21 protein-coding genes are annotated in these 20,523 nt (G+C 39.9%); 11 read left to right on the top strand and 10 right to left on the bottom strand.

What is annotated here, in order from left to right:
• Positions 1-5 precede the first annotated feature (5 nt).
• Both yihA and lysA read left to right on the top strand, forming a co-directional pair.
• Entirely contained in the window at positions 6-596 is a 591-nt protein-coding gene (gene yihA / locus DXC23_RS02225; protein ID WP_117704572.1) for a ribosome biogenesis GTP-binding protein YihA/YsxC, read from the top strand.
• A gap of 36 nt (positions 597-632) precedes the next feature.
• The gene (lysA, locus tag DXC23_RS02230; RefSeq protein ID WP_117704573.1) at positions 633-1,931 is read left to right on the top strand and encodes a diaminopimelate decarboxylase; all 1,299 of its coding nucleotides are present in this window, start codon (positions 633-635) and stop codon (positions 1,929-1,931) included.
• 178 nt (positions 1,932-2,109) lie between these two features.
• Here the strand turns inward: lysA and DXC23_RS02235 are convergent, their stop codons facing one another.
• Positions 2,110-2,322 (bottom strand): helix-turn-helix transcriptional regulator, encoded by a 213-nt coding sequence (locus DXC23_RS02235; protein WP_117704574.1) that lies wholly within the window; start codon positions 2,320-2,322, stop codon positions 2,110-2,112.
• Positions 2,323-2,666: 344 nt separating this feature from the next.
• Here DXC23_RS02235 and gdhA point away from each other — a divergent pair, with 344 nt between their 5' ends.
• Both gdhA and DXC23_RS02245 read left to right on the top strand, forming a co-directional pair.
• Positions 2,667-3,998 carry an NADP-specific glutamate dehydrogenase gene (gene gdhA, locus DXC23_RS02240; protein ID WP_117704575.1) on the top strand — a complete coding sequence of 444 codons (1,332 nt, stop codon included), beginning with the start codon at positions 2,667-2,669 and terminating at the stop codon, positions 3,996-3,998.
• A 144-nt stretch (positions 3,999-4,142) separates the two neighbouring features.
• On the top strand, positions 4,143-4,415 hold the full coding sequence (locus DXC23_RS02245) for a hypothetical protein (protein WP_117704576.1): 273 nt from the start codon (positions 4,143-4,145) through the stop codon (positions 4,413-4,415).
• Between the two features lie 52 nt (positions 4,416-4,467).
• On the opposite strand, the gene recQ is transcribed toward DXC23_RS02245, so the two are convergent.
• A complete protein-coding gene (gene recQ, locus DXC23_RS02250; RefSeq protein WP_117705051.1) occupies positions 4,468-6,279 on the bottom strand; it encodes a DNA helicase RecQ in 1,812 nt (603 codons plus the stop codon).
• A 112-nt stretch (positions 6,280-6,391) separates the two neighbouring features.
• Between recQ and DXC23_RS02255 the strand changes: the two genes are divergently transcribed.
• Genes DXC23_RS02255 through DXC23_RS02265 form a run of 3 tightly spaced genes read left to right on the top strand, consistent with a single transcriptional unit; the run spans position 6,392 to position 7,685 of the window.
• A complete protein-coding gene (locus DXC23_RS02255; protein ID WP_117704577.1) occupies positions 6,392-6,751 on the top strand; it encodes an arsenate reductase family protein in 360 nt (119 codons plus the stop codon).
• Between the two features lies 1 nt (position 6,752).
• Complete coding sequence (locus tag DXC23_RS02260; RefSeq protein WP_117704578.1) at positions 6,753-7,508, top strand: exodeoxyribonuclease III; 756 nt, start codon at positions 6,753-6,755, stop codon at positions 7,506-7,508.
• Between the two features lie 12 nt (positions 7,509-7,520).
• Positions 7,521-7,685: an NUDIX domain-containing protein gene (locus DXC23_RS02265; protein WP_117704579.1), complete on the top strand. Its 165-nt coding sequence runs from the start codon at positions 7,521-7,523 to the stop codon at positions 7,683-7,685.
• 301 nt (positions 7,686-7,986) lie between these two features.
• On the opposite strand, the gene DXC23_RS02270 is transcribed toward DXC23_RS02265, so the two are convergent.
• From DXC23_RS02270 to DXC23_RS02285, 4 genes are all read right to left on the bottom strand, one after another.
• Positions 7,987-8,217, bottom strand: a complete 231-nt coding sequence (locus tag DXC23_RS02270) for a response regulator (protein ID WP_117704580.1) — start codon at positions 8,215-8,217, stop codon at positions 7,987-7,989.
• A gap of 285 nt (positions 8,218-8,502) precedes the next feature.
• On the bottom strand, positions 8,503-8,874 hold the full coding sequence (locus tag DXC23_RS02275) for a RidA family protein (RefSeq protein WP_278286533.1): 372 nt from the start codon (positions 8,872-8,874) through the stop codon (positions 8,503-8,505).
• 18 nt (positions 8,875-8,892) lie between these two features.
• A complete protein-coding gene (ilvA, locus tag DXC23_RS02280) occupies positions 8,893-10,086 on the bottom strand; it encodes a threonine ammonia-lyase (protein WP_117705052.1) in 1,194 nt (397 codons plus the stop codon).
• 183 nt (positions 10,087-10,269) lie between these two features.
• Positions 10,270-11,424: a lysylphosphatidylglycerol synthase transmembrane domain-containing protein gene (locus DXC23_RS02285; protein WP_158552403.1), complete on the bottom strand. Its 1,155-nt coding sequence runs from the start codon at positions 11,422-11,424 to the stop codon at positions 10,270-10,272.
• A 211-nt stretch (positions 11,425-11,635) separates the two neighbouring features.
• Here DXC23_RS02285 and DXC23_RS02290 point away from each other — a divergent pair, with 211 nt between their 5' ends.
• A complete protein-coding gene (locus DXC23_RS02290) occupies positions 11,636-12,073 on the top strand; it encodes a hypothetical protein (protein WP_117704583.1) in 438 nt (145 codons plus the stop codon).
• Positions 12,074-12,087: 14 nt separating this feature from the next.
• A complete protein-coding gene (locus DXC23_RS02295; RefSeq protein ID WP_117704584.1) occupies positions 12,088-12,492 on the top strand; it encodes a CBS domain-containing protein in 405 nt (134 codons plus the stop codon).
• Positions 12,493-12,563: 71 nt separating this feature from the next.
• On the opposite strand, the gene DXC23_RS02300 is transcribed toward DXC23_RS02295, so the two are convergent.
• Genes DXC23_RS02300 through fabF form a run of 3 tightly spaced genes read right to left on the bottom strand, consistent with a single transcriptional unit; the run spans position 12,564 to position 15,909 of the window.
• Complete coding sequence (locus tag DXC23_RS02300) at positions 12,564-12,983, bottom strand: thioesterase family protein (protein ID WP_117704585.1); 420 nt, start codon at positions 12,981-12,983, stop codon at positions 12,564-12,566.
• An 11-nt stretch (positions 12,984-12,994) separates the two neighbouring features.
• Positions 12,995-14,656, bottom strand: coding sequence for an AMP-binding protein (locus tag DXC23_RS02305; protein ID WP_117704586.1), 1,662 nt, complete (start codon positions 14,654-14,656; stop codon positions 12,995-12,997).
• Positions 14,657-14,682: 26 nt separating this feature from the next.
• Positions 14,683-15,909 carry a beta-ketoacyl-ACP synthase II gene (gene fabF, locus DXC23_RS02310; protein ID WP_117704587.1) on the bottom strand — a complete coding sequence of 409 codons (1,227 nt, stop codon included), beginning with the start codon at positions 15,907-15,909 and terminating at the stop codon, positions 14,683-14,685.
• A gap of 229 nt (positions 15,910-16,138) precedes the next feature.
• On the opposite strand from fabF, the gene DXC23_RS02315 reads away from it, so the two are divergent.
• Together DXC23_RS02315 and DXC23_RS02320 are read left to right on the top strand one after the other, a co-directional pair.
• Positions 16,139-17,047, top strand: coding sequence for a LysR family transcriptional regulator (locus DXC23_RS02315; protein ID WP_117704588.1), 909 nt, complete (start codon positions 16,139-16,141; stop codon positions 17,045-17,047).
• A 168-nt stretch (positions 17,048-17,215) separates the two neighbouring features.
• On the top strand, positions 17,216-18,427 hold the full coding sequence (locus tag DXC23_RS02320; protein ID WP_117704589.1) for an iron-containing alcohol dehydrogenase: 1,212 nt from the start codon (positions 17,216-17,218) through the stop codon (positions 18,425-18,427).
• Between the two features lie 149 nt (positions 18,428-18,576).
• Here the strand turns inward: DXC23_RS02320 and feoB are convergent, their stop codons facing one another.
• Positions 18,577-20,499: a ferrous iron transport protein B gene (feoB, locus tag DXC23_RS02325; RefSeq protein WP_242997383.1), complete on the bottom strand. Its 1,923-nt coding sequence runs from the start codon at positions 20,497-20,499 to the stop codon at positions 18,577-18,579.
• Positions 20,500-20,523: the final 24 nt, after the last annotated feature.

Here is a 20,523-nt window from a genome sequence, read left to right on the forward strand (position 1 = left end):
GGTAAATGAATTTTAACGAAGTACAATTTGAATTTGCCGCCGGCACAAAAGAGCAATTACCAAAGTCCGATATGCCTGAAATTGTTTTTTCGGGACATTCAAATGTCGGAAAATCCTCGCTTATCAACAAACTTGTGCAGAGAAAAGCGCTTGCCAGAGTAAGCGCACAGCCGGGTAAAACCGCTACTATAAATTTCTATAAATTAAAGGAATTTCGTATGGTTGACCTGCCCGGTTACGGCTACGCAAAGGTTTCAAAAAACGAAAAGAAACGCTGGGCTGAACTTGTAGAGGGATATTTTGCACAGGAAAGAAATATAAAATTGATTATCCAAATTCTCGATATGCGTCATCCTCCGACAGACGATGACCTCGAAATGGTGGATTTTCTTTACAGAAGTAATTACCCGTTTGCCGTAGTGCTTACAAAGCGTGACAAGCTGAATAAAACAAATCAAAAGCTTCAGCTTGAATACTATCAGGACATTTTCAGCACTATTGATGATTTGCCAATGATAGAGTTTTCGGCACAGGACGGATATGGCAAAGAGGAAATAAAGGCTCTTATAGAGTCACATATTTTGCAGACCGAATAAAAGGCTGCGCAAATAAATATCAGGAGGTATGAGAGAATGTTTGTAAATGATTGCTTAAACATTAACGAAAAAGGACATCTTACAATCGGCGGTTGCGACACAGTTGAGCTTGCTAAGGAGTACGGTACTCCACTTTATGTGCTTGACGAAAACACAATCAGAACAACCTGCCGTTCATATGTTGAGTCTTTCAAAAAATTCTATAACGGAAACGGTATGCCGCTTTACGCAAGTAAGGCGCTCAGCTGTAAGGAGCTTTGCAGAATTGCCAATGAAGAGCATCTCGGACTTGATGTAGTATCAGGCGGCGAGATTTATACAGCTCAGCAGGCAGGCTTTCCTATGGAAAAAACACATTTCCATGGCAACAACAAAACAGCCGCTGAAATTGAATTTGCACTTAACGCAGGCGTCGGCACATTTGTAGTCGACAACCTTTACGAGCTTGAACTTTTAAACGAAATTGCAGGCAAACTCGGTAAAAAGGCAAAGATTTCATTCAGAATTAAGCCGGGTGTTGACGCACACACTCATAATTTCATCAGAACAGGTCAGATTGATTCAAAGTTTGGCTTTGCACTTGAAACAGGTGAGGCTTTTGAGGCTGTTAAAAAGGCTCTCAAGTATGAAAATGTAAACCTTGCAGAACTCCACTGCCACATTGGTTCACAGATTTTTGATATTGACCCATTTGTTACAGCCGCTGAAATTATGATGGACTTCATCGGCAAAATTAAGGACGAGCTTGGTGTTACAATCAGCAACTTAAACCTTGGCGGTGGCTTTGGTATTATGTATGTAAACAGTGACGAGCCTGTTCCTTATGAGAATTATATGGAAAAGGTTTCTGTTGCTGTAAAGGCAAAGGCTGCCGAGCACAATGTGCCTGTACCTTATATTTTCATTGAGCCGGGTCGTTCTATTGTTGGTGAGGCAGGTATCACACTTTACACAGTTGGCGGTATCAAGGAGATTCCTGACATAAGAACCTATGTATCTGTTGACGGCGGTATGACCGACAATATCAGATATGCTCTTTATCAGTCTGATTATACAGTTGTAAACGCAAGCCATGCAGACAAAGAGGCTACACAGACTGTTACAGTAGCCGGCAAATGTTGTGAGAGCGGTGACCTTGTTCAGGAGCACACACAGGTAGCTCCTGTTACAGTAGGCGATACACTTGCCGTTCTTTCAACCGGTGCGTATAACTACTCAATGGCATCTAATTATAACAGAATTCCTCGTCCTGCTATTGTTATGGTAAACAACGGCAAGTCAAGAGTTGTTGTAAAGAGAGAAAGCTATGAGGATATCGTAAGAAACGATATTTAATAAAACCAAAGGTCACTTTTGAGAAATTCAGAAGTGACCTTTTTTATTATAAGGAAAAATATGAAATTGAGAAAAATTTTGGAATGAGAATTATAACTTAAATAATAAGTGAATTTGAATATAACCCAAAGCCTGAGAATTAAGTGTTCTCAGGCTTTTTTGTTGCGCTTATTTTGTATTACTTTTTACTGTACTTTTCAAGTCCTAAGACATAATCGCTCGAAACCTTGTAAATTCTGCATAATGCAATAAGGTGTTTTATTGGCAATTCACGCTTGCCACTTTCGTATTTGCTGTACTGTTCCTGCCTTGTATGCAGGAGAAAGGCAATCTCTGCTTGTGTATATCCGTTTGCGATTCTTAATTCCCTTAATCTTTTAGTGTAATCCATAAAATCACCGTATTTCAAAATATTACTATTTGTATTATATCATTGTTTATGTGCATTTGCAACTAAAACGAATGTTAAAAATTCAGCCGACGAACTATACAAAACGGTAAGTTAATGTTAATAACTTATTTTAAAGCAACTCCGGCACAAGCAACTTTCATAACTTAGGTAAAATATTTTTATTTTCGACAATATAATAGCTAAATATTAACAAGTTCATAAACTTTATTTAAAAAACTTGCAAAATGATTGAAAAAGTAGTATTATAAGTATGTCGAAAGCCACAGCACATAAATATTTGTGGTAATGATAAATTGTTTTGAATTAATAAGGAGGAACATACAATGTCGTATGTAAGTGAACAGCTCGAAAAGCTTAAAGCAAAAAATCCAAACGAACCTGAGTTTATTCAGGCAGCTACAGAAGTTTTAACATCACTTGAGCCTGTATTCGAGGCTAATCCTAAGTATCAGGAGAACGCTATTCTCGAAAGAATCACAGAGCCTGAGCGTGTTATTATGTTTAGAGTTCCTTGGGTTGACGATAACGGCAAGGTACAGGTAAACCGTGGTTTCCGTGTACAGTTTAACAGCGCTATCGGACCTTACAAGGGCGGTTTAAGATTACATCCGTCTGTAAACCTTGGTGTAATTAAGTTCCTCGGTTTTGAGCAGATCTTCAAGAACTCATTAACAGGTCTTCCTATCGGCGGCGGTAAGGGTGGCTCTGACTTTGACCCTAAGGGCAAGAGCGACAACGAAGTTATGGCTTTCTGCCAGAGCTTTATGACAGAGCTTTGCAAGCACATCGGTGCTGACACAGACGTTCCTGCAGGCGACATCGGTACAGGCGCTCGTGAGATTGGTTATATGTTCGGTCAGTATAAGAGAATCAGAAATGTATATGAGGGCGTTCTTACAGGTAAGGGCCTCAACTGGGGCGGTTCTTTAGCAAGAACAGAGGCTACAGGTTACGGTCTTCTTTACCTCACAGAGGAAATGCTCAAGTGCAACGGTAAAGATATCAACGGTGCTACAGTTTGTATTTCAGGTGCAGGTAATGTTGCTATTTACGCTACACAGAAAGCTACAGAGCTTGGTGCTAAGGTAGTTACACTTTCTGATTCAACAGGTTGGGTTTACGATGCAGAGGGTATCGACCTTGACGCTGTTAAGGAAATCAAGGAAGTTAAGAGAGGCAGACTTTCAGAGTACAAGAACTACCGTCCAAATTCAGAGTACCACGAGGGTAAATTCGATTGGTCAGTTAAGTGTGATGTTGCTCTTCCATGTGCTACACAGAACGAGCTTAACGCTGACGATGCTAAGAGACTTATCGCTAACGGTTGCTATGCAGTAGCAGAGGGCGCTAATATGCCTACAACTCTTGAGGCTACAAAGCTCATCCAGGAGGCAGGTTTACTCTTCGCTCCTGGTAAGGCAGCTAACGCAGGCGGTGTTGCTACTTCTGCTCTTGAGATGTCACAGAACTCACAGCGCCTTTCATGGACATTTGAGGAAGTTGACGCTAAGCTCAAGAACATTATGGTTAATATTTTCCACAACATTGACAATGCTGCTAAGAAGTACGGCTATGAGGGCAACTATGTAGTAGGTGCTAACATCGCAGGCTTTGAGAAGGTTGCAGATTCAATGATTGCTCAGGGTGTTTGCTAATTAAATCCTTTAATAAATTCAAAATCCTGTCTGATTTTTCAGACAGGATTTTTTATATGTTTATTTTGCTTTTATTGTAAGGCTCTTTATTTCATATGCTAATAATTCTGTTTTTACTGTGCAAAATACTTTTGAGGTGATTTTATGGCTAAAAAAGGAATGCACAGAGTTGATGACATTCACAGTGAACACAAAAGCAAAGCGGAGCTTGTGCCGGAATTGCAGGGCAGGGCAAAGCTGAGCAACGAAAAAGCCAATCCGATTATTGCAGGCACACAGCCTCCGTCACAAAAAGTGTATCACAGCAGACCGCACAGCGAAAGACCTATTTCAAATTTTTATTCTTATATAGACAACGACTTAGCAAGAGATAATCTTGAAAACGATATTCCAAGCGCAGATTTGCAGGATTTATAAATTAAATTTTCAGATTAAGCAAAAACGGCACACCGTAATTGGTATGCCGTTTTTATGATTTTGAGTTCTTATATTCCTTAATAATCGGGATAAATTCTTTTGCGTATTTTTCCTGTTTCTTAATACCTACACCGGATATTCTCAAGAAATCATTTTCGTTTGTCGGAAGTTTTGCGCACATATCACGCAAAGATGCGTCGCTGAATATAACATACGGAGGAACGCTGGCTTTATCTGCAAGATATTTTCTGCGTTCCTTGAGTTTATCAAACAAGCTGCGGTCAATCTCCGCCTGCTGAATTTCTCTATGCAAATCTTCTTTTACGGCAAGCCGCATTGTAAGGTTTTTTTGCCCTTTTAGAATTGGGTATGACTTTTGAGTAACCTCTAAAATCGGATATTTGCCCTCAGTTTGATGTATGTATTCCTCGTCAATCAGCTTGGTTATCAGCTCGGAAATTGCCGCCTTTTTCGTTTTGCTCATAATGCCGTAGGTTGACTGCTCGTCAAGTCCTGCATTTATAATACTCTCTTTTTTGGAGCCTGCAAGCACATCAATAATGGTTGACGCTCCGTAGCGTTGACGGGTTTTTATAATGCAAGAAAGAATCTTCTGCGAATCTACCGTTACATCAGTAAGCTTGTATTCTTTAAGACAAGCCGAGCAGTTGTTGCAATCGTTAGTATGATATTCGCCAAAATAATTGAGAATATAGTTTCTTAAACAGGTTGTTGAGGTGCAGTAGCCGACCATTTTGTTGAGCTTGTAGTAATCGTTTTTCTTGATTTTTTCACGTTGCTCATCGGTCAGCTCATCATTTTCGTCATTATTCTCAATAAAGAACCGCTGAGTGTGGACATCGGCAGGACTGTATAGCAAAATACAGTCCGAATTTTCGCCATCTCTGCCCGCTCTGCCTGCCTCTTGATAATAGTTTTCGAGATTTTTCGGCATATTGTAATGCACCACAAAGCGTACATCGGGTTTATCAATGCCCATTCCGAAAGCATTTGTGGCAACAATCAAATTGCATCTGTCATTGATAAAATCCTCTTGGTTTCGGTTTCGTATTTCACTGTTCAGGCCTGCGTGGTAAATCAGCGAGCGGTAACCGTTATCATTGAGAAAATCGCTGACTTTTTCTACATTTTTACGGGTAGCACAGTATATTATTCCGCTCTGATTTTTGTGTTCGCTGACAATGGCGAGTAATTCCTTTTGCTTTCTTTGCGGACGCTTTACTGCAAAAAAGAGATTTTTGCGGTCAAATCCTGTTGTTATTTGATAAGGATTTTTAAGTCCGAGCAGATTTAAAATATCTCTTTTTACGGCGTCTGTTGCAGTTGCTGTAAATGCAGATATAACGGGCCTGTTGTCAAGTTTTGAAATAAAATCTGCAATTTTTAGGTAGCTCGGTCTGAAATCGTGTCCCCATTGTGACACGCAGTGCGCTTCGTCAACGGCTATCAGTGAAATTTTAATGCTGTTGCAAAGGTTTAAAAATGCAGGCACTTCAAGCCTTTCGGGCGCAACATAAATCAGTTTGTACTCACCTCGCATAGCGTTATAAATTGCCCTCGATTGTTGGGCAGAAGTGAGGGTGCTGTTTATGTATGCCGCTCTGATTCCGTTTTGATTTAGCGAAGTAACCTGATCTTTCATAAGTGAAATAAGCGGAGAAATTACGATTGCTATGCCGTCTGACATAAGCGCAGGTATCTGATAGCAAATAGACTTTCCGCCGCCTGTCGGCATAATACAGAGTGCGTCATTACCGTTTGAAATATTATCTATTATATTTTCCTGACCGTCACGAAAAGTATCGTGACCAAAGTAATGTTTTAAAATTTCAAATTTATTCATAACAATATTATATAAAATTTCAAAATAATTTTCAAGCAAAGAGCCGAAAATGTTGATTATTATCGAAAAATATTTTATACTATATTTGTATAATTATAACAGGAGTGATTTTATGTTATTTTTAGAATATCCGAAATGTTCGACCTGCAAAAAGGCTAAGAATTTCTTAGACAGCAAAAGTGCCGATTACGAGGACAGACACATCGTTGAATGTAATCCGACAGCCGAAGAATTGCAGAAATGGCACGAGATGAGCGGACTTGACATAAAAAAGTTTTTCAACACAAGCGGTATGCTTTATAAGTCAATGAATTTAAAGGACAAGCTGCCCGAAATGTCGCTTGAAGAAAAATACAGTCTGCTTGCCACAAACGGAATGTTAGTAAAAAGACCTATTCTTATTAGGGACAACAGGGTGCTTACAGGCTTTAAGGAGGCTGAGTGGGCAGAGCTTTTGAACGAGGAGAATTAATATGAAGAAATTTATATCTTGGAATGTAAACGGACTGAGAGCCTGCGTAACAAAGGGCTTTCTTGACTTTTTTAATGAAGTAAATGCAGATGTATTCTGTTTGCAGGAAACAAAATTGCAGGCAGGACAAATTGATTTACCGCTTGACGGCTATCATATGTATTGGAACTATGCCGAGAAAAAGGGTTATTCGGGCACTGCGCTTTTTACCAAAGAAGAACCGATAAGCGTTACCTACGGGCTCGGAATTGAGGAGCATGACAAAGAGGGCAGAGTGATTACTGCGGAGTTTGAGGACTATTACTTCGTTACATGCTATACGCCAAATTCCAAAAACGAGCTTTTAAGGCTTGATTACAGAATGGTGTGGGAGGACGCTTTCAGAGAATACTTGAAAAATCTTGAAAAGACAAAGCCTGTTATTGTGTGCGGCGACCTTAATGTTGCGCATAATGAAATTGACCTTAAAAATCCAAAGACAAACCGCAAAAATGCAGGCTTTACCGATGAGGAAAGGGGCAAGATGACCACACTTTTGGACAGCGGATTTACCGATACTTTCCGCTATTTTTATCCCGACAGAGAGGGAATATACTCGTGGTGGTCATACAGATTTAAAGCGAGAGAAAAGAATGCAGGCTGGCGTATTGACTATTTCTTAACCTCAAAGGCTCTTGATTCAAGGCTCGTAAGTGCCGATATACACACAGAGGTTTTCGGCAGCGACCATTGCCCTGTTGAACTTGTGATTGAATAAATTAATCAGCCTATGAAATACGAAAAATCTTGCGGAGCTGTTGTATTTACAAAAGAAAACAACGAATATAAATTTTTAATTGTGCAGCAGCTTCAAGGCTTTCATGGATTTCCAAAAGGGCATATGGAAGCAGATGAAACTGAAGAACAAACCGCCTTACGAGAAATATTTGAATAAGTCGGTGTAAAAGCAAATCTTATTGATGGCTTCAGGGTAGTCGACGAGCATATAATTCCGAGCAAAGTCGATACAGTAAAGCAAATAGTTTATTTTCTTGCTGAATATAAAAATCAAAATGTAAAATTTCAAAAGTCTGAATTATCAGCCGTTAAACTTTTAGCGTTTGATGAGGCTTACAATACTTTTGAATATGGGTTCTATGATAAATGTTGGGGTAATAATGCTATCCTAATATCCTAAAAATTTCAACAAACTAAAAAGGCTTCCCCTCAAGTGGGAAGCCTTAATAACTATGTTCTTAACCCCAACTATTGACAAAGAAACTTTTGTTTTGAGAAACAAAAACAGGGGCAGAGAGTACCTCGTCAAGCTGTTTGAGCTTTTCACGAATTTGCTTTTCGGTAATCGGCTTTAACAAATAGCCGACAGCGTTTACATTGTATGCGTCAAGCGCATAGTCGGAGTAGGCAGTACAGAATATAATTTTGGTTTTCGGCTTGTGCTGTTTATTCGGCTGTTCTTTTGACATAAAAATGCCCCCCTTTCGTTAGTTTTAATTACGGTATATTTATATTATACCTCATTGTCTAACAAAAGGGGAGCATTTCAATTTTCTGCCGCTTGTTAAATATCTCTATTTCATTTTTCGGATTACCCCAACTATTGACATAGAGCCTGAATATGAAAGCTCAAAAAGAATACTGTCTGCGGCTTATGATCATTTATCTAAAGCAGTTTACTAAGCAAAAAACCTGCACTCTATAATTAAAGTGCAGGTTTTTGTTTTGAAAAAATCAACAGATTTTATACAGAATTAAACTTCGGCGATTACTTCAACCTCAACGAGAACATCCTTTGGGAGCTGCTTAACAGCTACGCATGAACGAGCAGGCTTTTCTGTGAAATACTTGCCATACACTGCGTTGAATGCAGCAAAGTCATTCATATCCTTTAAGAAACAAACTGTTTTTACAGCCTTTTCGAGTGAGCTGCCTGATGCCTCGAGAACATTTTTAAGGTTTGTGCAAACCTGCTCTGTCTGAGCCTCGATTGTAGTAGCCTCAACATTGCCGCTTGCAGGGTTAATTGCAATCTGACCTGATGCGAATACAAGACCGTTTACTACAACAGCCTGTGAATATGGGCCGATAGCGTCCGGTGCATTTTTAGTATAAATCTTTTCCATAATAAAACCCTCCGTAAATTATACGAGCTTAAAGCCTGCGCTTGTAAGTGCGTTTGTAATTTCTTTTACATGGTCAAAGTTTCTTGTTTCAAGTACAATTCTTAGGTAACAGCCGTTAATATCAGTACCCTCGCTTGCACGCTCGTGGTGGATAGAAATAACATTGCCGCCCTTGTCTGCGATGATATCGGCAACCTGCTTGAGCTGACCCGGCTTATCCTGAAGTTCAATGCAAAGTGTCTGCGATCTGCCTGATCTTAAAAGACCACGCTTAATTACTCTTGAGAGGATAGTAACATCAATGTTACCGCCTGAGATTACGCAAACAACCTTTTTGCCCTTTACAGGGAGCTTATTAAACATTACAGCTGCGAGTGGTGCAGCGCCTGCACCTTCGGCGATCATCTTCTGAGATTCGATAAGTGCAAGAATAGCTGATGAAATCTCGTCATCTGTTACAGTTACGATATCGTCAACATACTGCTGAACATACTTGAAAGTATGCTCGCCCGGCTCTTTAACCTGAATACCGTCAGCAACAGTAGATACTTTATCAAGATGAACAGGCTTGCCCTGCTTGATTGATTCATACATAGACGGAGCGCCCTCTGCCTGAACACCGTAAACCTTGATGTTAGGATTAAGACTCTTAATTGCGCAAGCAACACCGGAGATAAGTCCGCCGCCGCCGATAGCACATACAACAGCGTCTACATCAGGCATTTCTTCAAGAATTTCAATGCCGATTGTACCCTGACCTGCAATTACATTTTCATCGTCAAACGGATGAATAAAAGTATAGTTATGTTCGTCACGAAGCTCACAAGCCTTGTTGTAGGCATCATCATACACACCCGGCACCATACAAACTTCTGCGCCGTAACCCTTTGTAGCCTCAACCTTAGAGATTGGAGCGCCATCAGGCAAGCAGATAAGTGACTTAATGCCGTATTTTGTTGCAGCAAGTGCAACACCCTGAGCGTGATTGCCTGCGGAACAAGCAATAACACCATGTTTCTTTTCTTCTTCTGTGAGCTGAGAAATCTTATATCCCGAGCCTCTTACCTTAAATGAGCCTGTAATCTGCAAGTTTTCAGGCTTGAGGTAAATTTCGCAGTCATTGCTGATAGCGGAAGCCTTAACAAGCGGGGTAGGGATAACTACATCTTTAAGTACATAAGATGCGTGATAGATTTTATCAAGTGTAACCATATAAATCTCCTCTTTCACTCTTGTTACTTTATAATTATAAATCAGAATTGAGCTAAAAACAAGTTTTTTTGCAATATTCTTCAAAAAATATTGCAAAATTCTGCTTGCTGATATAGAAAAGTCAACATAAAAGAAAGTTTGGCACATTATTGTTGCTTTTTAATGTGCCAAACTGCAACTTAATTATTTATTCGGTTGAGTTTTTAATTTTTCAAATTCATTTGTGCCGGACATTTCATTTTCTTTTATAGCGTCGTCAATCCTTTTACCTTTGGTTAGGTAAGAGAACGGAGCGGAAATCAATATTGCGCCGTAATATGTAATAAATCTCCACAACAGGATTGCAGGTTTAATTTTGTTTGCAAGTCCCACAACAAAGAAAGGTCCGAAGTACATAGTAAATGCAAGTTCTGCACCGCCCGATGCACCGGGTAATGGTACAAGATTTGAGGTAAAGAGCACAAACGACTGAATGCAAATTGTATCGAGAAAACTAAGCGGTACTTGTCCATTTTCGATAGCGATGCCATGCATATCAAACGAAAGATAAACAAAGTACGGAACAGAGAGAATAGCGATTACCTGCATTGCAACAAGTCCGTAAAGCAAGAACGTTCTTTTCTTGTTTTCATAGAGCTTTTTGTTACCTTGATGGAAAAGCTCTACCTGCTCGTTGAGAGATTTTACCTTGTCATCGGGTTTTTTGATGAATTTTAATTTGTGCAATAGCTTATCAATGAATTTTATGAGTTTACCTGTAATTTTCGGACTGAACGATACAACCAAAAAGAGAACTGTAACAATAGTTTGCGTCAAAAATCCGAGAATGATAAACAGGGTAGACCATATATTGGTAAAGGCGGATTTAAAATAATCAAATTTAATTATAATTGCAAGAATACTGAAAACGCCTGTAACAATTTGATAATACACAAATTTTTGCGTCATACACGCCGAGCCGAACCCGACTCCGACTTTCATTTTTGAAAGAAGATACAACTGCATAGGTTGTCCGCCGGTATTGGATGGAGTGACAGCACCGAAGAATACACCTACAAGCGCAACTTTTAGCGAATCAATAAACCTGAAATCAGGGTATTGTGTTCTTATTAATATTTGCGTTACAAAGGTATCAATAATTATATTCATATCAAACGCTATAAGTCCTGCAATTATCCAGCCCCATATAAATCCATCGGGCGAGGACAACAGGTCAATCATACCGTTTTCAGAAACGCAGAAAAAGACTATAAGATAAAAGGTAATGCCAAGAACTATTATATTAAAAATAAGCTTTCCGCTTATTCTAAAGCGTTTTCGCTTTTTCTCGGTGCTCAAGAAATCTCCTCCAAAATTTTCTATTCACAAAAATGTGTACTTTAATATAATACAATCTTTTTTCTGAAAAATCAATTTACAATTCTGTCACTTATGCACTTTTGTTGTAAAAAATATATATTTTGCGATAATTTGTAGAATAAAGCACTTGAGAATTATCAAAAACTGTGATAGAATTAATAAAAACATATAATATATTTAGGATGATTTAATGCAATTTTTTAATTTATACGGAGTACCCGTAATTGTAATTTTATTTATTGTGTGGATGATTTTCAGAAATATTGATAAAAAATATAAGCCTCCGACAGATTCTGTGAACAGAGGATTAAAGGGATTTGAGCAAATCGGCGGCTTTGCCGTAATTTTTCTTATGGTGTGCGGATTCGGAATACAGGGTGACGGCTTTTTGTCAGATGCAATGAAAATCTTTTGGATTGTGTCAATGGTATTTTTGCTGTTGCTGCATATTTTAAGCTGCATAATGTTTTACCGCAGCAGAAACCATACATTGCATATGCTGACGGCAATTTTTCCAAGCGTGATTTTTATTCTTACAGGTTTGCTTGAGCAAGACCCACCGCTTTTATTGTTTGCAATAGTCTTTGCAATCGGAAAAATATATATGACATCTAAGTCTGAAATTTAATTGGAGATAATAAAATGAACATTGTTATGTTATTAAAGCCAAAGGAAACAGTGGCTTATATTTATGAGAACAGTACAATCAGACAGGCGCTTGAAAAGATGAAAGCCCATAGCTACACCGCTGTGCCTGTAATTGACGAGTACGGCAAATATGTCGGTACAGTCAGCGAGGGCGACTTTTTGTGGTACATAGTCGAAAAGCAAACGCAGGGAATAAAGTCGCAGGAAAAATATTTTGTGCGTGACCTTATTCGTACCGATTTTAACCCGTCTGTAAAAATCAGCGTTGATATGAAAGAGCTTTACGAAAGAGCCTTAAATCAGAACTTTATTCCCGTTACAGATGATTCGGGAGTTTTCATAGGTATTGTTACCCGTAAGGATTTAATCAGCCACTTTGTTGACAAAAGCAGGCTGTGAGCGACTGCCTGCTGATTTAAGATATTTCTGCATACAAAAGACCTCCGTTTGTTGCGGAGGTCTTTGTTTTGTTATTTTTCTAAAAGATTTTTAAGCGTTTCAAAAAGCGCTGAGTCGGCCTTTTTAATCGGCATAGGTTTGTTTGAGCGGTTTACACAGCAATGCGTGGTTCTGCCTGTTGTTGCGAGAATATCGGAATCGGCAAATCTGATTTCGTATTCAAATTCTATCTTTGCAGCCGACAGATTTGTCAGCTTTGTTGTAATGTAAACCTTATCGTCAAATTTCAGAGGAATAATGTACTTTGCGTATGCGTCAACAACGGCAATAGAAACACCTTTATCCTCAAGTGCTCTTACATCGCAACCGATCTGCTCCATAAAGTTACATCGAGCCTCTTCAAAAAATCTGATATAATTCGAATGGTGAACAATGCTCATCATATCGGTTTCATAGTAATTGATTCTTCTTGAATATGGTTTTATCTGCAAAAAATCACCCTTTATTTTTTTATAAGCAAACCGTTTTTCAAATCTTCCTTAGCCTGTTGTCTTATTTTAAAGTGCTGTTTTTTACCTGTTGCTGTGTGCGGCAATTCTGTCACAAAGCGGTAATATCTCGGTGCCTGATACTTTGAAATGTCAGGGGAATTTGCGCAAAATTCAAAAAGCTCCTTGACAGTAAGGCTTTCGTCCACGGGAATAACATAGGCTGCAACGCTTTCGCCGCGAACACTGTCAGGCACACCGGTTACTATACATTCCGAAACTTTAGGGTGCTTATTGATAGCCTCTTCGATTCTTGCAGGGTAGATATTTTCGCCCTTGCTGATAATCATATCATCTTTTCTGCCCGAAATTGTGATAAATTGATTTTCATCCCAAGTGCCTACATCGCCTGTGTACATCCAACCGTCGGCAAATTTATCCTTTGTGGCTTTTTCGTTGCCTACATAGCAATAGGTTGTCTTACCGGGGCACTTAATAATTATTTCGCCCTCTGTCTTGCCGTCACAAGGAACCGTATCATCGGGATTTGCTTTTCCCTCATCGTAAACATTTACGATTCTTACCTCATCATCGGTACATGAACGACCTGCGGAACCTGACATTTCAGGTAAATCATACGGGCGTAAAAATGTGTTCCAAAAAGATTCTGTTGTGCCGTAGCCGTTAAAAATATTAGGTGTAAGCACATTCTGAAAACGAATACAAGCCTCTTTTTCAAGCGGACTGCCCATAGTTATTATACCCTTTAAAGAAGAAATATTCTTAGGGTACTTTTCCTGTCGGCTTGCAAGCAGAGTGAGAATTGACGGTACACCTGTTATAAAAGTAATCTTATTGCTATCTACATATTCAAGGCAGGTCTTAGGGTTAAAATTACGCATAATTACAATACATCCGCCTACATACAAAGTAGGGGTAGGACCGCCCGAATGTAAACCGCCACGGTGGAACCACGGCGTCATATTCATTGTAATGTCGGTAGGGTTGAGTGGGAAATGCATAATTACATCGTGTGCCGAAAGCACTTCGTTTACATTGTTGAGCGGAACGCCCTTTGGTGTGCCTGTTGTGCCCGAAGTCTGCAAACGGACAACTTCGTCATATATATGCGGTCCAAAATCAACAGGCGGATTTTCGTCTGAGGCATTTTTTATATAGTCCTCAAAAAGAATATGTCCCTGCGGAAGTTCAATATCCTTGCCTGTGTTGTTTACGGCGATAATTACCTTTGGAGTATGAGAAGTGATTTCAAGAGCCTTTACAACGGTATCAAGGATTTCTGCATCATACACATATACAGCAGGTTTGTTGTGACCGATGATTTCCGCTGTTTCGCCCGGAGAAAGATTAAAGTTTGCGGGATTGCCGATAGCGCCGAGCTTTTGCGGTGCTATATATCCAAGCAAAAATTGTGTAGAGTTAAAAAGCTGCATAAATACAATATCGCCTTTTTTAACACCGTCTGCTTTCATGGCATTTGCAAACTTATTTGCAGCTGTGTTTAATTCTGTATATGTCCACTTTATGTTGCGGGCAGGGTCAATAACAGCTGTTCTATTGCCAAAACGGCGAACATTTCTCATAAAGCCGTTAAGCCATGTAAATTCGCTTTCAAATGTTTTTACAAACATATCTGAATCATAAGTAAACTGCATAAATTTCTCCTTTATATCGGTAGGGATTATCCCTTGTATCTGCCTACAATAATACTTGAATTCTGTCCACCGAAGCCAAATGCGTTTGACATAGCATAATCTATTTCGGCTTTCTTTGCTGTGTTAGCGACAAAGTCTATTCCGCTGCACTCGGGGTCAACTTCATTTAAGTTGATTGTCGGCGGAATTACTCCTGTTTCAATAGCTTTTACGCAGGTAATAACCTCTGTGATGCCGCCTGCGCCCATCATATGACCTGTTGCGCCCTTTGTTGAGCTTACATATGGGAGCTTGTCACCAAATACATTTTTGATAGACGCTGTTTCAACTGTGTCGCCTTTGTTGGTAGCTGTGCCGTGAGCGTTTACATAACCTATCTGTGATGTGTCGATATTTGCCTGTGCAATAGCCTGTTTCATACAAGCAATAGCGCCTCTTCCTTCCGGATGCGGAGCTGTTACATGGTAAGCGTCATCTGTGTTGCCACAGCCGAGAACTTCGCCGTAAATCTTTGCGCCTCTTGCAAGTGCGTGCTCCTCGGTTTCGAGAAGAAGCGCACCGCCGCCCTCTCCGATTACAAAACCGTCACGGGTAACATCAAAAGGTCTGCTTGCGGTAGCAGGGGAGTCGTTTCTGCGTGAAAGTGCCTTTGCGTTTGCAAGCGAATAAATTACGAGCGGGCAGAGAACTGACTCCGCACCGACAGCGAGCATTACATCGGCTTTGTCTGTCTGTATACACATACAAGCTGTGTTGATTGCATCGCCGCCCGATGAACAAGCTGTGCTTACGGTAAAGCTCGGACCTTGAATATTGTGGTCGATTGCGATATTTGCAGCGGCAATGTTGCCGAGAATTTTAGGAATAAATCTCGGGCCTACCTTTTTATGTGCAGCGCCCGAAAGTGCGTCTTGAGTAAACGCAATTGTAGCAATGCCGTTCATAGCTGTACCCATTACAATACCTGTGCGTTCAGGTTCAATTTCAAGGTTGCTCTGCTTTAAAGCCTCCTCTGCAGCAATATATGCATACTGCATAAACGGATCCGTTTTTCTGATTAAGTCTTTCGGCATATAATCCGACGGGTTAAAATTCTTTACTTCGCCTGCAATCTGAACCGCAAGTTCAGATGCGTCAAAGCTCTTGATAGTGTCTATACCCGACACGCCTGCTGTAATGTTTTCCCAGTAAGTATCTACACCAATGCCGATAGGTGTAACTGCGCCCATACCTGTAATAACTATTTTTTTCATAACTGCTCCTTGCCGCATAATTATTTATAGTATTTGATTATTATTTGATTTTTGCATACTATTATGCTATACTCAAATTATAGCAGAAAGGAAAGAATTGGTCAACTAAAGTTTTAATGTAATTATTTATCGATTTTGACTTATTTATTCACTTCCTGCATAACAAGGTACAATTAGTGAAAACTTACAGTACAAAAATAATATCCGCTTTTGAAAGGAGTGTTTATTTATGGACATAAGTCAGTTAAAATGTTTTATTTCGGTTGCTCGCACACTTAATTTTTCTGAGGCGGCAAGGCGCAACTATGTTTCGCAATCCACCGTCAGCCGATATATTATTGACCTTGAAAAAGAATTTGGCGTACAGCTTTTTATACGCTCACATAGAGATGTTTTGCTTACGGACGAGGGCAAAACCCTTTTGCCGTATGCAATAGAAATTGTTGACACGCTTGCTAAAGCTACCTCTATAATTAAGCAAATGCACGAAGGGGGCAAGGGCAGAATTACCGTTGCCTGCGATCAAACCTCTTTTTCTTTTCCCACAAAATGTATAAAGGAATTTCGCAAACGCTATCCCGACATTACAGTTGATGTAAAGTCGCTTGACTGCTCAGGTAACGGCAATGTGCTTGGCGGCGACTATGACTTTTGCTTTATGCCAAGAGATATGCTGCCCGAAAGCTCATCTGTTGAGTCGATAGTTACCCATAGCGAACAGCTTTTTGTGATAGTCGATTCAACGAGTAAACTCGCAAGAAGAAAAGAAATTTCGCTTTCCGACCTTTCGGATAAAAAGCTTGTACTTCTTTCAGAAAATATTACTCCTATACTTTATATGGAGATAATGGATTTATACCGCACATTTCACATTGCGCCGAATGTTGCAAATACATTTGACGATGTAAAGAGTATGTATATGGCTGTGGCGGCAGGAATGGGAATTTCGATTGTACCAAGCTCGCTGCTCAATTTTTCATCCGACAAAAGCTGTGCGAGTATACCGCTTACAGACGCAGACACGAGTATTTCATATGTAATGGCATGGAATAAATCTGTGGCAAACCCTGTTTCAAAGCATTTTCTTGAACTTGTAAAGGAATACGCAAACGATGTGGATAACATTTACGGGTTGTAATGTGATAGTATTGTGAATATACATAATAAAATATGTGAAGTAACAAAAACTTTTCTATAATTTCACATAAATTTTACTTAAAAACCCTTTACATTGGAAATAAAAGGTGTTATAATAGCCTTAGTCAAAGGGAAAATGACTAATATTTCCTGATAGGGGGACATAATAATGTACAGATTCACATTACCGAGAGATCTTTATCACGGTGAAGATGCTCTTTCAAGTTTAAAAACACTCGAAGGCAAAAAAGCAATTGTAGTAGTTGGCGGCGGCTCAATGAAACGCAACGGTTTCCTTGACAAGGCTGTTGACTATTTAAAAGAGGCAGGCATGGAAGTTAAGCTCTTTGAGGGCGTTGAGCCGGACCCATCTGTTGACACAGTTATGAAAGGCGCAGCTGTTATGAGAGAGTTTGAGCCTGACTGGATTGTTGCAATGGGCGGTGGCTCACCGATTGACGCTGCAAAGGCTATGTGGGCTTTCTATGAGTATCCTGAAATCACATTTGAGGATCTTATTACTCCGTTCAGCTTCCCTAAATTAAGACAGAAAGCTAAATTCTGTGCTATTCCGTCAACTTCGGGTACAGCAACAGAGGTTACAGCTTTCTCAGTAATTACAGATTATGAAAAGGGCATCAAGTATCCGCTTGCTGACTTCAACATCACTCCTGATGTAGCTATTGTAGATCCGTCACTTGCTGAAACAATGCCTAAAAAGCTTACAGCTCATACAGGTATGGACGCAATGACTCATGCTATTGAGGCATATGTATCTACTCTTAACTGTGACTATACAGACGCACTTGCACTCCACGCAATCAAGATGATTCACAATGATCTTAAAAAGTCTTATGACGGTGATATGGCTGCTCGTGATGCTATGCACAATGCTCAGTGTCTTGCAGGTATGGCATTCTCAAATGCTCTCCTCGGTATTGTTCATTCAATGGCTCATAAGACAGGCGCTGCATTCTCAGGCGGTCACATTATTCATGGCTGTGCAAACGCTATGTACCTTCCTAAGGTAATTAAATATAATTCAAAAGACGCTACTGCTGCTGAGCGTTATGCTCAGATTGCAAAGTTCATTGACCTTAAGGGCGACACAACAGAAGAACTTGTTGATGCACTTATTGCAGAGCTCCGCTCAATGAATGATCAGCTTGATATTCCGCAGGCTATCAAGAACTACGGCCCGGGCGGCGTAAAGGCTGATGTAAGCATTATTGACGAAAAAGAGTTTATGGATAAGCTTGCTGAAACAGCTAAAAACGCTATTGCAGACGCTTGCACAGGCTCTAACCCTCGTCAGCCAAGTCAGGAAGAAATGGAGAAACTTCTCAAGGCTTGCTACTATGACCTCGACATTGATTTCTGATTATAATTTATAACAGATTTCGTGTAGAATAAATTTATCTTTATCTTTTTATACTTATTTTCCTTTTAATTCCTTTGTTTTTATTATTTTTGTTTTCATTTGATAACCTCAAAACCTGCCCTTACATATTGCAAGGGCAGGTTTTCTGTTTATATGAAAAAGTTTGATATTGTAGCAATGAGATAGCATATTGCCACACCTATGGCTGTGGGCATTATAATTGAAAACATAGTCCAACCGATACTTCCTGTTTCTTTTTTTATGGTAAGACAGGTGGTTGAGCATGGAAAATGGAAGATACACATTATTATAGTGCAGAGCGCAGTTGTAACAGTCCAGCCGTTTTGCGTGAGCAATGCAAAAAGTTCTTCGTAGCTTGCAAAATCCGTAAGAGTGCCGTTTGAAAGGTAAGACATAATTATTATGGGAATAACGGTTTCGTTAGCGGGAAAGCCAAGCAAAAACGCCATTACTATTACACCGTCAAGTCCGATGGCTTTACCGAACGGATCAAAAAATTCTGTGCAGTATGCAAGCAGTGATTGGTCAGCAATATAAATATTTGCAAGCAGCCATATGAGAGCGCCGGCAGGTATAGCCACCACAACCGCTCTGCCCAGCACGAATAATGTGCGGTCTAAAAACGAGCTTGCTATTGTTTTTAAAATTCTCGGCTTGCGGTAGGGCGGAAGTTCCAGTGCAAATGCCGAGCGCTCACCCTTTAGCAGTGTTGTGGAGAGAATTTTTGAAACAAACATGGTGACGGCAACCGCAAAGAGAATAAGCAAAACGAGTATAAGGGCAACGCCGACCGAGCCCGACAGCACGCAGGCACTGCCCGAAAAGAATATTGTGATTACCGCAATAAGCATTGGAAATCTGCCGTTGCATGGCATAAAGTTGTTGGTTACAGTGGCTATAAGCCGTTCTTTTGGCGATTCAATAATTCTGCAGCCTGTAACTCCGCAGGCATTACAGCCAATTCCCATAGCCATAGTCAAGCCTTGCTTGCCATGCGCTCCGCATTTAGAAAAGAATTTGTCAAGGTTAAATGCAATTCTCGGCAAATAGCCAAAGTCCTCTATTAAGGCAAACAGCGGAAAGAAAATCGCCATTGGCGGCAGCATTACCGCTACAACCCAGCTGAGAGTAGTATAAATGCCGTCTATAAAAAAGCCTTTTATAAAATCGGGAGAATTGAAAAAATCAAAGATATATACAAGACCGATTTTTATATATTCAAACATACAGCTCAGCAGTTGGCTCGGATAATTTGCTCCTACTGCTGTTATCCAAAAAAGCAGTCCGAGCAGGAGTATCATTATCGGTATTCCTGTAATTTTAGAAGTAAGTATTTTATCGAGCTTTCTCGTTTTTGCACTTATATTTTCGCCGCACTTTTTTACACAATGGCTGCAAATTTCCTTTGCCCTTGCTGATAAAATTTCTGTGTTTTGCCTGCGCTTTTCTGTGTCTGAAATATCTATGCCATCATAAAGCCGAGAAACTCGAAAGCACTTTGTCTTTTCTGTGCATACATCGAAAATTTTTTCTCTGATTTTTTCAATATCGGCTTTCTTTGTTGCGTTAGTGCTGATAACAGGTATGCCGAGGTTCAGCGAAAGCTCATCTTCATCAATGATAAACCCGTTTTTGGCACATTCATCGCTTAGGTTAAGGCACAATACCGCCTTTTTGGCAACAGAAAGCACCTGCAAGGTAAAGGAAAGGTTGCGCTCAAGCACGCTTGAATCTATTACTATAACTGTGCAGTCAATGTCATCTCGCACAAGAAACTGCCTTGAAACATCTTCCTCGGGAGAAAAGGAAATCATAGAGTATGTGCCGGGCAAATCTATGATTGAAAATGTTTTGTCGTTGATTTTCGTACAGCCTTTTGCATATTCAACGGTTTTTCCCGTCCAGTTGCCTGTGTGCTGTTTCATACCTGTAAGCGCATTGAAAATCGTGCTTTTGCCCACATTCGGGTTACCTGCAAGTACCACATTATAGCTTGCGTTATTGCACATATTTCCGCTTGCCTCGGTTTTACGGCTGTTTCTTGTCAGCAAGTAAAAACCTCCCAACTTTAGATT

This window comes from Eubacterium sp. OM08-24 (assembly GCF_003438075.1).
In the GTDB taxonomy this organism is placed as follows: Bacteria; Bacillota; Clostridia; order Oscillospirales; family Acutalibacteraceae; genus Ruminococcoides.